Origin of the sequence: Roseateles sp. 22389, from assembly GCF_052044995.1 — a bacterium.
GTDB lineage: Bacteria > Pseudomonadota > Gammaproteobacteria > Burkholderiales > Burkholderiaceae_C > Roseateles.
The window spans coordinates 348434-361618 of sequence record NZ_JBQEOF010000001.1 but is presented as its reverse complement, the minus strand read 5'-3'; the positions used below and the strand labels follow the sequence as shown (position 1 = coordinate 361618).

Below are 13185 nucleotides of genomic sequence, written 5' to 3'. Positions count from 1 at the left end.
GCTCGTCGGCTCGTCGGCTCCACGGACCGCGACGGCGCTCCACGCGGCTCGCGCCGGCTCAACCGGCCGTCGCCACCTGCTCCTGCGAGCGACGGCCGGCGGTGAGCCACAGGACCAGCGCGAAGATCGCGCCGCCGACGCTGGCCAGTCCGAAGAACAGCATCATCGATTCATAACCGGCGGGGTTCTGCGCGCTGGCGCCGGCGCGGTCGTTGAGCCAGCCGGCCACCAGGTTGGCCCCGGCGATGCCCGCGTTCTGCGCCACCCACATCAGCCCGATCGCCGTGCCGAAGTGCGACGGCGACACCAGTCGGCTGGCCAGCGGCCACATCACCGCCGGCACCAGCGAGAAGCTGACCCCGATGAGCGCGGTCGACACCCACAGGCTGGTGGTGGTCAGCGCCATCAGCGCCATCGCGACCGGCAGCAGCACCGCGCCGAAGGCCAGGAAGGGCGCGTAGCGGCCGACCCGGTCGCACAGCCAGCCGAAGGCCGGCGTCGCGAAGACGGCGGCGAGGAACACGTAGCTGTTCATCGCGCCGGCGGCCGCGAGATCCAGGCCATGCGCGTGCTGGAAGTACTTGATCGCGAAGGTGCTGCGGAAGGCCAGGATCACCGAATACCAGAGCACGCACAGCGCGAGCAGGAACCAGTAGGCCTTGCCGAAGTGCAGCAGGTCGCGCCAGGCGAAGGGTTGGGCCTGCTGCTGCGCGGCGCCCTTGTCGGCGGCGGCGACGCGCCGGTCGAGCCACCAGTACAGCAGCGCGCCGCCGAAGGAGGCGGCCGCCATCGCCGCCGCGATCAGCAGCGGCGGCTGCCAGCCCTGGGCGTAGGCGTGGGGGAACCAGGTCGGCGACATGTCGGACGAGAAGGAGCCGAGCCGGCCGATGGACAGCGCCAGCCCCATCGAGAACGCCACCTTGCCGCCGACGAAGTACTGCGCCAGCGCCGCCAGCGTGGCGATGCCGAAGGTCTCGGCGCCGATGCCGAACAGCAGCCGGCCGGCGGCCATGCCGGCGAAGCCGGGGCTCAGCGCGGTGAGCAGCGCGCCGAGCAGGCAGACGGCGGCGGTCCACAGGGTCATGCGCGCGGCGCCGAAGCGGTCCACCAGCACGCCGCCGACGAGGATCAGCACGACGTTGGGCAGGCTGTAGATCGCGTTGAGCAGGCCGATCTGCTGGTCGCTGAAGCCGCGCTGGCTTTGCAGCGCGTCGGCGACGGGGCCGATCGAGTCGTAGACGTAGTAGTTGCCGTACAGCGACGCGGCCACCAGGGCGCACACCAGCCACGCGATGGCGCGGCTCGGGGACTTGTCGTTCATGGTCGGGTTCTTGGGCGGTCGCTCGGACCGAAGGGGCGGATTCTCGCCGCGGCGCGGTAACCAGCCGTAAAGACGCCGTCAGGACACGACATTCAGCGACGCGACCACCCATCGGTGGGGGCCGCATCCCCCATCAAGTGCGCTATGGTCCCGCCCGTTTCTGGCAATCGCAGCCCTTGCATTCAGGAGATCGGCATGGCAATCGCGCGCTCCCTCGTTTCCTTCGGCCCTTCCCTGCCCCGGGTGGGCGGCCTTGTCGCCGCCGGCGTGGCGCTGGTCCTGCTCGCCGCCTGCGGCAAGCAGGGCGCGACGCTGGGGGACGGCAGCTCGGAGATCACCGGCTCGGCCGGTCCGGCGGGCGCGAACAAGGCCAACCGCGAACTGATGAAGTGCGAAGCGCCGGTGGCGACGCTGTCGCTGATGGAGAACCCCAACGGCTACACCATCAGCGCGCCCAACGGGCTGCCGAATTCGCCGCTGCCGCTGGTGCGGCTGCTGGCGCAGCAGAGTGGCTGCTTCCGCGTCGTCGACCGCAACTCCGGGCTGAAGGCGACGATCCGGGAGCAGGAGCTCAAGGACAGCGGCATCCTGCGCCAGCAGGGCAGCACGGTCCACAAGGGCAAGGGCTACGAGGCGCAGTACACGCTGATCCCCAGCCTCACCTTCAGCGAGCAGGATGCGGGCCGGCAGGTGGGCGGCATCCTCGGGATGATTCCGGTGCTCAACAAGTTCGTCGGCGCGGCCGAGCACATCAAGCTCAAGGAAGCGCAGGTGGCGCTGCTGCTCACCGACAACGAGACCACCGAGCAGGTCGCGGCCGCGACCGGCTCGGTCCGCGTCACCGACCTGGGCATGGGCGGCCTGGTGCTGGGCAAGCTCGGCGGGGCGGCCGGTGCGGGCTGGGCCAACAGCAACGAGGGCAAGGTCATCGCCGCGGCCTTCCTGGACGCGCACAACCAGCTCGTCGTCCAGGCCCGCATGCTGCAGGCCAAGGAGCTGCCCGATCCGGTGCCGATGAAGAAGGCGGGGGAGTCCGGCAAGAAGGTGGCGGCGGGCGCTTGAGTCGACGCCCGCGAGGGCCGCTGCAGCGAGCCACACGCTGGCTGCCGGGCCGGGCGGCGGCCCTTGCCGCCGGTTTTCCCGCGCCAGATGACCTTCGGCCATTCCGCCACGGGCTCTCATGCCCAGAATGACTTCTTCGCCCATACCGTCTCCCCGAGCCAACGGGAAATCCATGACCACGAGCCTCAATCCCTTCGATCCGGACATCGAATCCGTCGCGCGCGCATTCGCCGAGCGCGCCGCGGCCGCCCCCGACGAAGCGCTCAGCCGATGGCGTGCCGATACCGTCTCGCTCTCTCCGGTGCAGCGCGCCACCGGCGCCCGCCTGGCCGCCTCGCAGCTCAACTGGCAGGCCAAGGCCGCCCTCGGCGGCTCGTCCTCCGGCAGCGCGTTGCTGGCTGACTGGGAGAGCGACCGCCTGCGCGCCCCCTACGTCCCCCAACTCCCGCTGCTCACCACCCGACAGACTTATGCCTACTGCGCGGGCATCGTCCTGCAACGCGGCACCCCGGGCGCGATCAACGCGCTGAAGCAGGGACGCATGATCCTTCTCGGCCTGCGTCGCGAGACCTCCACCCTCGCCAACCGCGGCCGCGGCGTCTACGACGACCACATCGTCGTGCTCAACGGCGGCGACGGCCTGCGCACCGCGCGGGTCTTCCCCGCCTGCACGGAACCCGGCGCCCAGTACTCGCAACGCGCCGCCCCCAAGGGCACCGGCCGTGTGGACGCGCGATACAACGACGTGATCTACAAACACGCCGAAGGCTTCGACATGAACGGCGACGGCATCAAGGAAGTCGGCCGGTTGCGCGCTGGCACCTACTTCTTCGGCGAGAAGCCGAAGGGCCATCTGAAAGCCCGCGCCTTCCAGGCCACGCGCACGCAGACCGCCGAGCGCGACACCGATGGCGACGGGCGCTTCAACGCCCTCGACCCCAGCCGCATCGATCCGACCACCGTCGGCACGACGATGTACATCCACCGCGGCGGCACGCAGGCGTCGGGCAACACCTGGTCCGCTGGCTGCCAGACCATTCCCAACGATGTCTATCCGCGCTTCCTGGCGTCGATGGGCCAGATGTCGTCGTTCCACTATGTCCTCGTCGATGGCTATTGATCACCGCCTGCGCAACGCCGCGCTGCTGCTCGCGACCGCCGGCTTCGCCACGCTGGCGAGCTGCGCAGGCACGGGCGACCCAGCCCTGCCCGCGACGACGACCGCCGAGCCGCCTGCCAGCACCTGCAGCTTCGGCGCCTTCGTCGCCGAGACCGATCCCGCCGGACTCAACGTCCGCAGCGCGCCGAATGCCACCGCCAAGGTCCTCGGCAAGCTGCCGCCCACCTTTGTCGAACCCTCGATGAACTACGGCGTGCGGGTCGAGGTCGACGTCGTCGGTGCGCGCAGCGGCTGGTTCCTGATTCGCAACGCCCGCGACAACGAGGCCTTGACCGACCGCCCCGCGCGTCCGATGTTCTCGGGCGAAGGCTGGGTCAGCGGCAGCAAGCTGACCGTGAAGTCACAGGCCGACGTCGGCCGCGCGCGGCCGAGCCCGAAGGCGCCCGTCGTCCTGCGCATCGGCGACAACGAGACCTTCGACAACGACGTCGTCATCGAGGCCGGACGACTCGCCGACTGCAATGGCAAGTGGGCCCAGGTGGAGTTCGCGGACCAACGCTTCGCCGCCAAGGATCGAAGCTCGCTGAAGATCGACGCCGCGGCGCGCGCCGGCTTGCCACCGGGCCGCTTCCGGGCCTGGGTCGACCGCCTCTGCGGGACACAGGAAACCAGCTGCGACGGTCTGGCGGGTGGGGACCCCGCGCCCTGAGGCCGCCCCCGCTGAGTCGGGGGCGCCGTCCCGCTAAGCCTCGAGCCGCAGCTGTCCAAACGCCGCCGGCACGTGGAAATTGGGCTTTTCGCTGCCCGTCGGATTCCACGCGCTGAACTGCCGCGTCTCCTTGTTCCCCTCGATGCGGAACAGGTTGATGCGCCACCCGTCGAGCGGCTGCGGCCCGCGCGGCATCGGCACCACCAGTTCCGCCGTCCACAGGCGATGGACCGTATCGACCGCCGTGCGCGCCCGGCTCTCGCCGACGAAGCGCCGGCGCCCGGCGCCGCGCACCTCCAGGTCCATCACCAGCCCATTGGGCGACACCTCCACCTCGCGGTAGCGGTCCGACCCGGCGTCCTGCGGCGCCTGCAGGAAGACCTCCACCACGTCGCGCTGCCACAGCGGCCAGATCTCCGTCGAGGACTGCTCGCGATCGAAGGTGCTGAGCGCGTTGTAGCGGCTGCTGAAGCGCAGGTGCAGCGCGCCGTCCGCATGCAGCAGCTGCACCCGCGTCGACTGCGTCCCGGTCAGCGGCCGGCCGCGCCAGTCGTGGGCGAAGAACATCGCCGGCGCGTCCTCCCAGGCCGAGGCCAGCGCGAAGCCGTCCCGCCCGATCAGCCGCGACGGCAGGCGCGCCGCGCGTGCCAGCGGGCGCTCGACCGCCGTCTCCAGCACCGCCTCGATCAGCAGGTGCTCGCGGAACGCCGCCTTCAGCGTCGGCCTCGCGGCGTCGACGCGGCCAAGGTCCACGCCATTCACGTAATCGCGCACGCGCCACGTCCCCGGCCCCAGGCCGCGCAGCGTCACCGTGCCGTCGAAGCTCGGCGCATAGAACGCGTAATGCATCACCCCGTTCTTCTCGACCACATGGGTCTCCGGCTTGTCGAAGGCGATGTCGTAGAGCTCGCCGCGATACATGCCATCCGACAGGCCCTTCGAGTTGTGCGCCGCGATCCACTTGCGCCAATGCGACTCGCGCTCCGGCGTCAGCAGGAAGGAGTCCTTGGGCTTGGGATCCTCCGGCCAGGTGAACTTGGTCGACACCACTGCGCCGACGCCAACGGCCGACGCGAAGTCCATGCCGCCGGTCGACAGCTCGACGTGGTCGCCCGCGTAGGCCGACCAGCGTCCCATCTGCGCCTTCAGCGCCTTGCCCTTGTGCCGCACCTGCCAGCTCGACAGCGGGTCCGACGCCGGCGCCTGGTCGATCCACGGCATGTTGTGGAAGGCGTAGCTCGTGCCGCAGGGGCAGACCTCGACCACCGTTTCCGGATTCACCGCATGCGCGGCCTCGAACATCGCGCGGTAGAAATCGGCCATCTGCTCGACGGACTCCTCCGGCTTCGCATGCCGGTGCTTCGGGTTGAAGCACGGCGCCACGCCGTTGAGATGCTGGCCGTCGACCTTCACCCCGTCGAACCCCCAGTCCTGGATGATCTTGCGGAACATCGCCGCCGTGCGCTCGCGTGTCTCCTTCGCGCCCGGGCACAGGTAGAGACAGTTCCACCACGTGATCATCTGCGGCGCGCCGTTCTGGTCGAGCAGCAGCAGGTCCGCGTGTTCGTGCAGCTCGTCGCTGCCCGGCGCCACCGCCAGCGGCGCGATCCACAGCCGCGCCTTCATGCCGCGCGCGTGGATGTCGGCCACCAGCGCCTTCATGTCCTCCTCGCCGCGCGGGAATTTCTTGAGGTCGATGTCGAACCAGTCGCCGGTCTGACGCTGCCAGCCGTCGTCCAGCACCGCCCACTTCAAACCGAGTTCCTGCGCCTTGGGCAACGTCGCGCGCACGCGGTCGAGCGAGAAGTCGCGCTCGTAGCCCCAGGCGCACCAGACCGAATCATGCGCGCTGCGCGGCGGCTCCGGGGCGGCCAGCCCCTGCGCGTTCATCAGCCGCCGGTAGCGGTCCAGCGGCACGAAGCAGTCGCCCTCATGCACGGCGATGAAGGCCAGCGGCAGCGCGAGCGTCTCACCCGGCGCCAGCGTGCGCGGCTCGTCGCCGCGCATCGCGATGTCCACCTGCTCGCCCACCGCCTTCACCGGCAGCGAGACCAGCCGCGGCAGCTTGTCCAGGTGGCCGACCGCCACGCCCAGGTCGCGCCGCCACACGTCCACCAGCGGCGTGCCGCCGCCGTAGTCGGACGAATCCATGCCGAGGAAGTTGCGCTGCTCGAAGCCGCGCTTGACCGGCTGCATCCAGTCGCGCCGGTCGGTGTGCGTCGCGCCCGAATAGGTCCACCACCCGCCCGCGTGCCGCGGCGCGGCCAGCAGCCGGTGCGCGGCCACCGTCCAGCCCTGCACCGTCAGCGGCTTGTCCGAGCGGTTGACGAAGGCGACCGCCATCAGCGCGACGCCGGGGTGCTCGTCCAGCAGCGTCACCGTGACTGTCTTCTCGACGGCCGCTCCCTCGGCACGGCCAGTCAGCACGAGCCGCTGGCCCGCGCCGAACGGCGTCGCGCCGCTGCTCGGAACGGCGCTCGCAACGGCGAAGCGGTCGAGCGTCCTCGTCTTCACGACACCGGCGCCCGCACCGCCCGCCGGCGCCGCTCCGCCTGGCGTGGCCGGATCTCCTGCCAGCCCCTGGCCATCGACGATCACGATCGACTCGCCCGCATCGAAGCCGGTGAGCGCCAGCGGCCGTGGGCCGCCCAGGCGCACGAGACGGCTGCGCATCCGGTCGTCGAAGTGCAGCGACAGCCGCTCATCCTGCAGACGCACGTGTCCGCGTCCGAGGTCTGCCGCGCGGGCCGACGCGGCGGCGCCCGCCGTCGCGGCGAACGCCACACGCGGCGCGACGGTGGCGACGGGCGCGGCGCCCAGCCACTGGAGGAAGGCGCGGCGGCCGGTCATCGGGCGGCCTTCCACGCGGTCGGGAAGCTGCGCGCCGCGTTGAGGTGGTACAGCTTGTCCACAACGGCCTTGGGCAGGCCCAGGCCCTGCACCGGTTGCTCGAGATCCGACACCTTGAACGTCTCCTCCGTGTTGAAGTAGCGCCAGTGCATGCGCCACACCGGCTCGACTTCCTTCAGCAGCTCGGCGCCCGATTGTTGCGGCGGCTGCGAGACATCGGTGCCGTACATCAGGCGGTCCTGGTACTGGATCATGAAGCGGCGCACCTTCTCCCGGTCGCGCTGGCTCTGGTACTGCAGCTGGCCGATGCGCGCGGCCAGGTCCACCTTGGCCAGCGGGAAGCGGTCCAGGAAGGCCGCCAGTTCGTCGACGTTGCGCTCCAGCGAGGCCATGTGCATGCCGATGAACTTCAGCTTCGGATGCGCCGCCACCATGCGGTCGCGCGCGGCCATCTGGTCCTCCCAGCTGGGCATCTCCGGGTGCAGCGCCATGTGGTACTGCGGGTGATGGGCGAAGTAGTCGCGGTCGTTGAGCACGGTCATCTGGTCCAGCGGCAGCCAGCAGTTGTGCGGCTCGCCCTGGTGGCCGAGCATGGGGATGCCGCGCGCCTCGAACCAGCTGAACAGCGGCTGGAAGCGAGCGTCGTCGATCATCACCAGCTGGCCCTGCGGGTCGCGCAGGCTCATGCCGATGTTCTTCCACACCTTCACGCCGACCGCGCCGGCGCGCAGGCCGGCATCGATGCGCTGCTTCGTCGCATCGAGCCAGCCCGGCCGGTCGGACGTGTCCGACGAGAAGCTCACCGCCCAGGCCACCGCCGCCGGCCGCGCCTGACGCAGCGCGACCGCCACCCGCTGCTGCTCGTCCAGCGGCGGGAAGTCGGGGTAATCGACGTTGATCGTCAGCACCTGGAAGCCGAGCCGCCGCGCGGCATCGACGAACGCCGGATCGGCGTTGTGCAGGTGGACGTGCGCGTCGATCTTGGGCACCTTGGCGAAGTCCGCCATCGTGTAGCGGTCCTCGCCCGCCGCGGTCGCCGCCTGGGCACCAGGGATGGCGCCCATCGCGGCGACCATCGCCGTCGCCATCAGGCTGGCGGCCAGCCAGGCCGGCAGTGCGGCGCGGGAGGGAGTTCTCGTCGTGTCGGTCATCGTGGGAAATGCAGGTTCAGGCGATCAATCGCAGCTGTAGCGATAGGCGTCGTTCAGGTCCAGCGGCAGCACCAGCGTGCGGATCTTCGCGGCCCGCATCTTGGTGCAGAGCTTGTCGCGCGCGCCGTTCGTGTTCTTGCGGTACTTGGACGCGTACTCGGCGTTGAACACGGGCTTGTTCTTGCTGGTGAAGACCGTGTAGCCGCCGCACTCGTCGTACTGGTTGCACTGCTCGTTGACCGCCATGTCGAAGTAGGGCTCGAGCTGCGCCAGCTGGTCGACATCGTTCTTCAACGCGATCGCCAGGCCGCGGCCATGCGCGGCGTTGGCGAGGTACTTGTTGTAGTCGAGCTGCGTGGCCGCCGTCAGCGGGAAGCCGGTGCCGTTGGTGTAGCCGTCCACGTTGTCCGGCTCGACGCCGTCGCAGCCCTTGGACACGGCCAGGTCCAGCCGGCTCAGCATCACCGCGCGCACGTTGGCCGAGCGCGTGTCCAGCCACTTCTCGCCTTCCCATCCGTCCAGCGCGTTGCCCATGTCGGCGGCGTTGAAGCGGTTGAAGTCGGCGCGCCAGTTCTCCGAGCTGCCGGCCGAGAAGTAGCACAACACCTTGCGGCCCTGCGCCTTCAACTGCGCGATCGTCTGCGCGGAGGTGTCGAACAGGTCGATGTCGTACACGGCCACGTTGTAGCCGGTGTTGAGCGTGCCGCTCAGCTGCCACTGCCAGGTCGTCGCGACGCCAGGCTTCCACCACGACTGCGCCTGGGCACCAGTGGTGGCGGCGAGCGCGGCGGCGGCGGCGACGAGGCCGGTGGCCATCGAACGGATCAGCGATCGTTTCATGAGTTCTCCTGTGGGTCGGGCCGTGTGCCGGCCCGGGTGTTGTGGAACCCCCAACGTCCTCTCCGGGAAGCCGGCGTCAGAACTTGATGCTCGCGCCGATCGTGAACGCCCGGCCCCAGCGGTTGTAGCCCTGCGGCAGCGTGATGGAGCCGTTGCCCAGCGTGTACTCCTGCTTGGCGTCGCTCAGGTTGCGGCCCTCGATCGAGAGCTTCAGCCACTTGTTGAACTCGTAGGACGCCTGCGCGGTCACCCAGGTGATCGCCTTGGCGCGCTCGTTGAAGCCGGGGCCGATCACGTTGATCGCCGAGACGAAGTCGTCGGTGTGGTCGGCCGTCGCGCTCAGGCTCCACGGGCCCTTCTCGTACAGCAGGCTCAGCGAGGAGGTCGCCGGCGCGATGCCCTCCAGCGGCCGCTTCTCGCCGCCGACCCAGCTGTCCGAGCGGTTGCGCGTGTACTGCGCCCGCACGCCCAGGCCGTTGTCCCACAGGTGCTGGAAGCCGATCTCCATGCCGCGCACCTTGGCCTTGTCGCCGTTGATCGGCTTCATCACATTGAAGAGATGGCCCGGCACGCCGATGTCCACGCCGGTCTGCCAACTGGTGGTGATCTGGTTCTTGATGTCCTTCTGGAACACCGCGAAGGTCAGCGCCGAGTTGCGGGCGTAGTACCACTCCAGCGAGGCGTCGTACTGCTTGGCGCTGTAGGGCTTGAGGTCGGCGTTGCCGCCGAAGACCTGGGTGAAGTCGCCCCAGGCCACGCTGGCCGTGGTGCTGGTGGGCGCGAGCTGCTCGACCGAGGGCCGCGCCATCGTCTTGGCCGCGCCCAGGCGCAGCTGCAGCTGGTCGGTGAAGTGCCAGACGAAGTTGGCCGACGGCAGGCCGAAGGTGTACGAGGCGTCCTGCCCGATCTGCGTCGGCGCGGCATAGACCGCGGTGTAGTTGAAGGGGCCGTTCTCGGTCAGGCTCTCGATCTTGGCGTCCCAGGCCCTGGCCGAGGTCTTGGTCTTGACCAGGCGCACGCCGATGTCCGCGTTCCAGCGCTCGCCGGAGAGGTCGGCCTCGATGAAGAAGGAGGTGGTCTTCTCGCGCACGCGGTAGCTCTGCAGCGGGTTCCACACCGGCGCGGCCAGGCTGAAGTCGTAGGTGCCGCCGTCCGGACGCGGCTTGCCGTTGTAGGCCTGCAGCGCCGCGAGGTAGTTGGGCACGTCGAAGCCCAGGAAGCTGCGCGGGAAGCTGCCGCTGACGCCGTTCATGAAGTTGGGCGGGCTCAGGTGCTGGTCCAGGACGTTGCCGCCGAGCTGGCCGACGTTGATCGCGTTGGCGCCGGAGTAGTAGTTCTCGCCGCCGTTGATCGCGTTGTCGACCAGGTCGCGGTGCTTGTCGCGCCGGGTGCTCTGCACGCCGAACTGGATCTGGTCGACGTTGAAGCGGTCCACCGTCCACGCGCCGTTCAGCGCCAGGCCGCGGATCTTGTCGTCGATGTTGTCGCCGCTCAGGCCCAGGTAGTGGGTGTTGAAGTCGCTGGCGCCGAACTGGCCGCCGGCCAGGCCGTTGATCAGGTCGCGGCCGTCGGCGAAGGTCGTGCTGATGCTGGGCACCTGCGAGCCGGTCAGCTGCACCGTCGTCACGTTGGGCTGGTTCATGCGCAGCACCGTGTAGGTGTCCTGCCCGCCCGAATGGCGCTTGGAGGTCGACTGGTAGAGGTCGCCGCTGAACTTCAGCGTCTCGCTCGCCTTCCACTCGGCGTTGACGCCGTACAGGGCGCTGTCGACCACGCGATGGGTGGTCAGGTTCAGCAGCTCCGGATTGAGCCGCTGCTCCGGGTCCGGGTTGTCCATCGTGAAGCCGGTGACGACGCCGTTGCGGATCTGCATGTTGGACCAGCGGCCCGGCGCGAACAGCGTGTAGAAGGACTGCTGGTAGCCGACCTGCGGCGAGTCCAGCCGCGTCCTGATGCCGTCGACGGTGACCTTCAACTGCTCGCTGGGCCGCCACTCGACCTTGCCGGACAGCGCGGTGCGCTTCTTCTGCTCCTGGATGGTGCCGACGCGGAACTGGCCGGGGCCGATCAGGCCTTCCTCGTCGGGATCGAGCACGCCGTTGCCGTTCGGATCGATGTTGCCGCCCCAGGCATTGCCGGTCCAGTTGGCGGCCGGGTCGGCGATCGGGTTGCGGGTCCAGCCGCCGTCGTTGCCGGCGGTGTCGGTGCGAACCTTGCGGTCGGCGTAGACCAGGCCGACCAGCACGCCCAGTTCCTTGCCGAAGGTGTTGCTGTAGGTGGCCGAGAGCTTGCCGCCGTTGAGCCTGGACATCAGGTTGCGGTCGCCCTCCACGCGCAGCAGGCCGTGCTGGCCGGGCTGGTCGAAGGGGCTGGCGGAGCGCAGGTTGACCAGGCCGCCGATCGCGCCTTCCATCACCGAGGCCTGTGCCGACTTCACCACGTCGGCGCCGCTGATGATGTCCGACGGCAGCACGTCGAAGGCGAAATCGCGGCCCTCGCCGTCGGTGGCCAGGATGCGGTTGTTGAAGGTCGTCAGCGTGTATTCCGGCCCCAGGCCGCGCACGCTGACCTTCTGCCCCTCGCCGCCGGCGGTGCGCGAGATCGACACGCCGGTGATATGGCTCAGCGAGTCGGCCACGTTGTCGTCCGGGAAGCGGCCCAGCTCGGTCGCGCTGATGCTGTCCTGCACGCCCGAGGCGCTGCGCTTGAGGTTGAGCGAGCGCTGCAGGCTGGCGCGGGTGCCGGTGACCTCGACGCGCTCCAGCGTCTGGTCGGCGTCCCTGGCCTTGGCGTCGGCCTTGGCTTCCGACGCCGCCGGCGCCGGTGGCTGCACCTGCGCCTGGGCCGCGCTCATGGCGGCCAGCGCGGCGATCGCCGCGGCGGCGGCAACGGGCCGCGGCGCGAATCGGGCGATCAGGAGGGTGGACTGGGGAGCTCGCATCTCAGGGTTCCTTGTGTTGGCTGGCGGCTTGCGGCAAGTCTACGCAGTCTTTCGAATGATTTCGTATATCGTTTTTACCGACGTTTTGTCTTTCGCTTATCACTTTGACGAAAGAATTTAGCCAGCGTAGTAGCGCTATGCCGCCCCGCTGCCACCTCTATATCCACGGGTTTTCCCTCGAAATCGCGCCTTTCAGGCCGCGCCGGCCTTTCTTCCGTTGTGTTTTCAATTTCGCTGCACTATTCTTTCGTTCGAAAGCCCAATCCTTCGAACGAGACGAAAGCGATTCATGCAACGACCCTGGCTGACCTACGCGCTGATCACCACCCTGTTCTGGGGCGCCTGGGGTGCGCTGACCGGCCTGTCCTCGGCGCGCGGCTTTCCGGACACGCTGGTCTACGTCGTGTGGGCGCTGACCATGGTCCCGCCGGCGCTGATCGTGCTGGCGCGCGCCGGCTGGCGGCTGCAGCGCGACCGGCGCGCGGTGGTGCAGGGTCTCACGGTGGGCTTGCTCGGCGCTGGCGGGCAGATGCTGCTGTTCCGCGCGGTGGAAAGCGGCCCGGCCTACCTGATCTTCCCGATCGTGTCGCTGTCGCCGGCGGTGACGATCGCGCTGTCCTTCGGACTGCTGCGCGAGCGCACCGGCAAGCTCGGCGTGGCCGGCATCGTGCTGGCGCTGTGCGCGCTGCCGCTGTTCGACTTCCAGCCCGGCCAGCAGGGCCAGCCGCTGGGCGCGTGGTTCGCGCTGGCGCTGGTGGTGATGGCGGCCTGGGGCCTGCAGGCCTATTTCCTGAAGACCGCCAACAACGCCGCCAGCGCCGAGAGCGTCTTCTTCTACATGACCGTCAGCGCGCTGCTGTGCATCCCGGCCGCGCTGTGGATGACCGACTTCTCGCGTCCCATCCCCTGGGGCTGGGACGGCCCCGGCCTGGCGGCCGCCATCCAGGTGCTGAACGCGATCGGCGCGCTGACGCTGGTCTACGCCTTCCGCCACGGCCAGGCGCTGGTGGTCTCGCCGCTGGTCAACGCCGGCGCGCCGCTGCTGACGGCGCTGGCCTCGATGGCGATGAGCGGCAGCGCGCCCGGCGGCACCAAGCTCGCCGGCGTGGCGCTGGCGCTGCTCGCCGCGCTGCTGCTGGCGCTCCAACCCGAAGGCGAGGCCAAGGCCTGACCACCGGGTCCCGGCCCCGC

The 13185-nt window shown here is 69.6% G+C and carries 9 protein-coding genes; 4 read left to right on the top strand and 5 right to left on the bottom strand.

Going from position 1 to position 13185, the window contains the following annotated elements; genetic code table 11:
• Positions 1 to 58: 58 nt before the first annotated feature.
• Positions 59 to 1321: an MFS transporter gene (locus tag ACTJKJ_RS01590; protein WP_440819383.1), complete on the bottom strand. Its 1263-nt coding sequence runs from the start codon at positions 1319 to 1321 to the stop codon at positions 59 to 61.
• 195 nt (positions 1322 to 1516) lie between these two features.
• On the opposite strand from ACTJKJ_RS01590, the gene ACTJKJ_RS01585 reads away from it, so the two are divergent.
• The 3 genes from ACTJKJ_RS01585 (at position 1517) to ACTJKJ_RS01575 (ending at position 4212) form a co-directional block, all read left to right on the top strand.
• Entirely contained in the window at positions 1517 to 2383 is an 867-nt protein-coding gene (locus tag ACTJKJ_RS01585) for a CsgG/HfaB family protein (RefSeq protein WP_091726501.1), read from the top strand.
• A 172-nt stretch (positions 2384 to 2555) separates the two neighbouring features.
• Entirely contained in the window at positions 2556 to 3503 is a 948-nt protein-coding gene (locus ACTJKJ_RS01580; RefSeq protein WP_440819382.1) for a hypothetical protein, read from the top strand.
• The gene (locus ACTJKJ_RS01575; protein WP_440819381.1) at positions 3493 to 4212 is read left to right on the top strand and encodes an SH3 domain-containing protein; all 720 of its coding nucleotides are present in this window, start codon (positions 3493 to 3495) and stop codon (positions 4210 to 4212) included. The genes ACTJKJ_RS01580 and ACTJKJ_RS01575 overlap by 11 nt, the downstream gene beginning before the upstream one ends.
• 33 nt (positions 4213 to 4245) lie before the next feature.
• Here the strand turns inward: ACTJKJ_RS01575 and ACTJKJ_RS01570 are convergent, their stop codons facing one another.
• From ACTJKJ_RS01570 to ACTJKJ_RS01555, 4 genes are all read right to left on the bottom strand, one after another.
• Entirely contained in the window at positions 4246 to 7062 is a 2817-nt protein-coding gene (locus ACTJKJ_RS01570; RefSeq protein ID WP_440819380.1) for an alpha-galactosidase, read from the bottom strand.
• Positions 7059 to 8213: an amidohydrolase family protein gene (locus tag ACTJKJ_RS01565; RefSeq protein WP_440819379.1), complete on the bottom strand. Its 1155-nt coding sequence runs from the start codon at positions 8211 to 8213 to the stop codon at positions 7059 to 7061. Before ACTJKJ_RS01565 ends, ACTJKJ_RS01570 begins: the two co-directional genes overlap by 4 nt.
• 24 nt (positions 8214 to 8237) lie before the next feature.
• Positions 8238 to 9053 carry an endo alpha-1,4 polygalactosaminidase gene (locus ACTJKJ_RS01560; protein ID WP_440819378.1) on the bottom strand — a complete coding sequence of 272 codons (816 nt, stop codon included), beginning with the start codon at positions 9051 to 9053 and terminating at the stop codon, positions 8238 to 8240.
• Positions 9054 to 9129: 76 nt separating this feature from the next.
• Entirely contained in the window at positions 9130 to 11994 is a 2865-nt protein-coding gene (locus tag ACTJKJ_RS01555; RefSeq protein WP_440819377.1) for a TonB-dependent receptor, read from the bottom strand.
• A 289-nt stretch (positions 11995 to 12283) separates the two neighbouring features.
• Between ACTJKJ_RS01555 and ACTJKJ_RS01550 the strand changes: the two genes are divergently transcribed.
• Complete coding sequence (locus ACTJKJ_RS01550; RefSeq protein WP_091726514.1) at positions 12284 to 13165, top strand: DMT family transporter; 882 nt, start codon at positions 12284 to 12286, stop codon at positions 13163 to 13165.
• Positions 13166 to 13185 lie beyond the last annotated feature (20 nt).